Origin of the sequence: Sulfurovum sp. (genome assembly GCF_041562805.1) — a bacterium.
Lineage (GTDB): Bacteria > Campylobacterota > Campylobacteria > Campylobacterales > Sulfurovaceae > Sulfurovum.
Window position 1 is genome coordinate 1 of the sequence record NZ_JBFFOH010000175.1, and the last position, 4887, is coordinate 4887.

The window sequence follows — 4887 nt, forward strand, 5'->3', positions numbered from 1 at the left end:
CTACGCGATTATTTCGTCGACACAGCTGTGGTGGTTGTGGAGCTTTGCCTTCATTTTCGGTGTTATCGTGCTGCTGAACATGTTTTTCCCGACACTTCGCGCACTCTTTTTTGACAAATTGACACCGCTCGAAGATGAAGAGTTGAACAAGCAGATAGGCCGTCTTATGGACACGACAGGGTTTCAGAGTTCGGGTGTCTTTGTCTCCGATGCATCGAAACGCGATGCACGTCTTAACGCCTATTTCGGCGGTTTGGGCAAGACCAAACGTGTTGTTCTTTTCGACACGCTGTTGGAGAAACTCTCGTCCAATGAGCTGCTCGCGGTTTTGGGACATGAACTGGGCCATTTTCAACATGGCGATATCTACAAGAACATCGCCTTGATGGGCGGTATGCTTTTTGCGATGTTCGCGCTGTTTGGCAACCTGCCTGACACACTTTACATGGAACTCGGCGTACAGATGAACGCGGCCAACATGATGATGCTCTTTATTCTGGTCATGCCGCTGCTGAGTTTCGTGATGATGCCTATTATGGGAATCGTCAGCCGTCATAACGAGTATGAGGCAGACAAAACGGGTGCCGATCTTGGCGGAAAACTCTTTTTGAGCGAAGCGCTGAAAAAACTGGTCAGTGAAAACAAAAGTTTTCCGCTTTCGCACCCTATCTATATCTTTTTCTACTACACCCACCCGCCGGTGCTGGAGCGTCTTAAAGAGCTTGGAGTTGACCTTCATGCCCAGACTGACAGTGCGTTAGAGGGTGCATGTCCGTCGATCGACTGATGACTGTCAATGCGTGGCTAACGCAGATCACCTCTGAACTTCAAGGGGTGGTTGAGCGTCCAAGACGCGAGGCACAGCTGCTTATTATGGCGTTGCTTCAAAAAGATGAGCTGTGGTTGATAACGCATGAAAATGAGACCGTAGAAGAGGGTGGAAAACTCGCCTCCTGGGTGGCACGCCGCAAAGAGAACCAGCCTTTGGAGTACATTACCAACCGGGTCAGTTTCTACTCGCAGGAGTTCCATATCGAAGAGGGTGCCTTGATTCCCCGACCCGAGACAGAACTTCTTATTGACGAGGTTTTGGCCTTTGCCGACAGAGAGAAGTCTTTGACCATTGTCGAAGTCGGCGTGGGCAGCGGCATTATCTCTACGGTGCTTGCACAGGAGCTGCCGAAAGCGCGTATTATCGCGATTGACATTAGTCCCGACGCGTTGAAGGTGGCGTGTAAGAACATCGAGGCCTTTGGTCTGAGTGAACGCATCGAACTGCGTCAGGGCGACCTTTTAGAGCCGGTCAGTGAAAAGATCGATATTCTTGTCTCTAACCCGCCCTACATCGCCAACGATGAGCTTCTGGAAAGCAATCTCGACTACGAACCTGACTTGGCACTATTTGGCGGTGAGATTGGCGACGAGATCATTCAGCGGCTTCTCGATGAGACCATTGCGAGAGGCATCCCTTTTTTTGCCTGCGAGATGGGGTACGACCAAAAGCCTAAGGTGACGGAGTATTTACAAAGTACCCCGTATAAAGAACTTAAGTTCTACAAAGACCTCGCCGGGCACGACCGGGGTTTTGTACTAAAGGGCATATCTAAAAACAATAAGGAAACAACATGACAACAAAACAGTGGACCATCGTGACCTATCTTCTTTTTGTGGCAATGACGCTGGGTGCGGTATTGACGCTCGGTATCTTTGTTGCTGCGACGATCTTTAACTCGGACAGCTATCTGGCAGGTGCTCTGCTAGACCACTATAACGAGGGTCTTTTAATGGCAGAGATATTCCGCCGTTTCAGCTACGTCATCTCATTTCTGGCGTTAGTTGTCTTTGCTTTTGAGGCCAACGAGTACAAACACGGCCGCCGTGATACCTGGTCGTTAGTCAGCGCCTTTTTCGTCATCGTCAGTGCACTGATGTTCAGCGCCGTCTACACGCCTAAGATCTTAGAGATGCAGCGACTCGGCGCCGAAGCGACCCAAAGCGACGCCTTCAATGCACTGCACATCGGCAGCGAGATCGACTTCAAGATCCTCGCTGTCGCCCTAGCCGTGCTTTTCATTCGCCGCATGCGTCTGATGTTTGTCACGAAATAGGTAATACCTGCTTTAAACACTGGTTTGCGGTACCAGCGGTCACAGGTTTGAATCCTGTTGGGCGTACCACCCTTTATACTAAACTCCCCTAAAATACGATACTTTCACGACTTTTTGACTGAACCGAATGTCTTCTTGGCGTGTGTTTTCTGTACCCGCGGTCAGATGGTTTTGGCTCGGATTTTGCACGATGGAAAAGAAGAAGTTTCTTTTTTTCCATACCGTCTATCCTCCAATATACAGGACATTCTGTCCTTTTATCACTTTTCCAAACGATATACAGACATTTAGTCTGTATATCAAAATACTTCAGACACCTAAACTGTCACGATTTTAAGAAAAAGAATGTAAAATGAACAAAAATATTTCATTTTGTTAAATATTGCTCTACAGGTTTTAATATTTAGACATTTTTCATGTCTGTATATCTATTTAAATTCTTGCACTAAGGTATATTTTGGGAATGAATAAATAGTTATATTTTAAATTAACCTAGGAAGAACTGATGTATGTAAAAGTTTGGATTATCGTTATTTGTTTAACCACCAGCTTATTTGGCCTCATCAAAGAAAAGTCATTTATTGGTAGCGAAAAAGTAGTTCTGGAACTTGATAAAAACGAAAAAATAATCAACATTAAAGAAGGCGGAACGATCATTGAAACCAAGAATGGTAAGAGTACCTATACAAACACATATTACATTTTGACTAATGCTTTTCTGTATCGAATCGAAGATAAAAAATTCTCTATACTAAAAAAAATTGCACTTGATTCTATTTCTAACGACATTACTGGTTTTGATGTCTATTCATATTTCCCAAGCCGTCACTCTGAAGATATTGAACATATCTATTTAGCTGATAATCAAAACAAGAAAATAATAAAAATCGATGAAAATAATCACATATCCTATCTGATAGGAAATGGTACTTTTCATAACCTTGTCGATATTGATGTGGATAGAGAAAACCATATACGTATCCTTGATGGTAATAAAGTAGTCGTCTTGAATGAAAATGGTACTGTCTTATTCGAACACAATGGTTCAAAGACAGCTAGCGGTTTACAATTGAATGCACCTACACAAATCTGGGGTTTAAGATATATATTTGATAAAGGAAATCAGCGGATAAGCTACATTGATGCAAGTATAATAATTGAATATGGGCAAAGAAAGTTTAGAGAGTCGGGCGGAGGATCAGGATGCAATAAATTTCTCCCTAAACAAGCTGGAATGATTAATAAATCGTCAACATATTTAACCTTGAGTGATATTGGGAACAAGCAACTCATTGTTATTTCAAATCTTCTGTGCACATCTGATTATGTCACTTATATTGAACTTCAGCGTGCACCCTTAATCGGTGTTAAACTGTATGAAAAAGATATGATATTTATTGTCTATGGCGACGATAGAAATGCACTCTATTTAGCCACGATGGATTATGACTTACTCAGAAAGTTTAAGCACAAAATCGAAGATCTGATTCCCGAATATAATCCCCATGCTCAATATAACAATCCAAAGGAGACCAATCAAAAACCCGCGGGCGGCTTTTTGATTGCTCATTTTAAACGTTAGGAGAGCAAATGGGTCAATTTTTAGCACTGTCATTAGTCTTTACATATCCAATAATCATTACAATTCTTTTTGTTCTTTTTAATAAAAAGAGACTTATTTATAAAAAACTGTTTAGTATCTATAGTATTATATTTGGGTACATTCTTTTAGTAGTATCGAATTTTTCATTTTACATTTGGCCTTACATAATTCCGCATCCTATTTTGTCTCTTTTCGCATTTATTATTTTCACAGGGCCTCAAATCATATTAAGTAGTTATCTATTAAAAAAATATTCTAATGTGATAATTTCTCCAAAAAAGCACAAAGTACGCAGTTGTGAAATATGTGGCGAACCTTTGGGCAAAAGCACATTCAGTTGCCCCCATTGTGGCGCAGCATTGACTGATGAAACTCAACGGGAGCAAATAACTGAGGACACTTATAGTTTGACTGCTATTTTAAAAGATAAAAACGATTTTGAGACAATCAAGAATAAGCTTCTCAGGCAATATGCGCCACATGGTTATACCAACAAAGTTATCGATAAAGCAAAGTCTTTCATGCTGAAAAACAATGAAATACAGCAATCATATGTCAGTGCAAAGATCAAAGACTATGAAATCACGCTTGAAGCTTTTAATGTTGAACGACCTCAAATCAAAATCGGGACTGATGGTTCTATACAGAATTAGAGACCTAACAATTCAAAGGTAACCAATCAAAAACCCGTAAGCGGCTTTTTGATTGCTCATTTTAAACGTTAAATGACAACTTTAGCCAAACTTCTGAACAAGGAGTAGATAGACCAACTGTCTGATCTCCACAAACAACATTAACATCGTACTTCCTTATACTTAGTGAAAGCGAATGCGCTAAATATGAGCCGAAATATAGGTAATACTTACTGCCTATATGATAACACTTGCGATCACGATGCAGTTTCATCCATTTTCCCATTTAACAAAGCGTATTATCAAGATATCAACCTGTATATGACAAGTTGAAAGAGTCATGTAATATAATTCTAAAAGAATATGAACATAGAAACACGACGTTACTATGCCTTTTATTTTTGGAACTCTTTTTAAGGCCTGTTTTATGAGTATCTTCGCTTTACAATCGCCCGCGGGCGGCTTTTTAGATGAAGACCTGGACCATTTTAACAAAGTGTTTGATGACTGGTGTGTTCATTTTGACAACTACGACGATGCCAGC

Annotated in this window: 5 protein-coding genes and 1 tRNA gene; all 6 read left to right on the top strand. The window is 41.1% G+C overall.

Annotated elements, in window-relative coordinates:
• Window positions 1-787 (top strand): M48 family metallopeptidase (locus ABYK33_RS13780; RefSeq protein WP_373033857.1); only part of this gene is annotated, 787 nt, incomplete at its 5' end.
• The gene (prmC, locus tag ABYK33_RS13785; RefSeq protein ID WP_373033858.1) at window positions 769-1629 is read left to right on the top strand and encodes a peptide chain release factor N(5)-glutamine methyltransferase; all 861 of its coding nucleotides are present in this window, start codon (window positions 769-771) and stop codon (window positions 1627-1629) included. The genes ABYK33_RS13780 and prmC, both read left to right, overlap by 19 nt.
• Window positions 1626-2108, top strand: coding sequence for a DUF4149 domain-containing protein (locus ABYK33_RS13790; RefSeq protein ID WP_373033859.1), 483 nt, complete (start codon window positions 1626-1628; stop codon window positions 2106-2108). The genes prmC and ABYK33_RS13790 overlap by 4 nt, the downstream gene beginning before the upstream one ends.
• Window positions 2084-2177, top strand: a tRNA-Arg gene (locus ABYK33_RS13795). Before ABYK33_RS13790 ends, ABYK33_RS13795 begins: the two co-directional genes overlap by 25 nt.
• 436 nt (window positions 2178-2613) lie before the next feature.
• The gene (locus tag ABYK33_RS13800; RefSeq protein WP_373033860.1) at window positions 2614-3690 is read left to right on the top strand and encodes a hypothetical protein; all 1077 of its coding nucleotides are present in this window, start codon (window positions 2614-2616) and stop codon (window positions 3688-3690) included.
• Window positions 3691-3698: 8 nt separating this feature from the next.
• Window positions 3699-4364, top strand: coding sequence for a hypothetical protein (locus tag ABYK33_RS13805; protein WP_373033861.1), 666 nt, complete (start codon window positions 3699-3701; stop codon window positions 4362-4364).
• The last annotated feature ends 523 nt before the right edge of the window (window positions 4365-4887 follow it).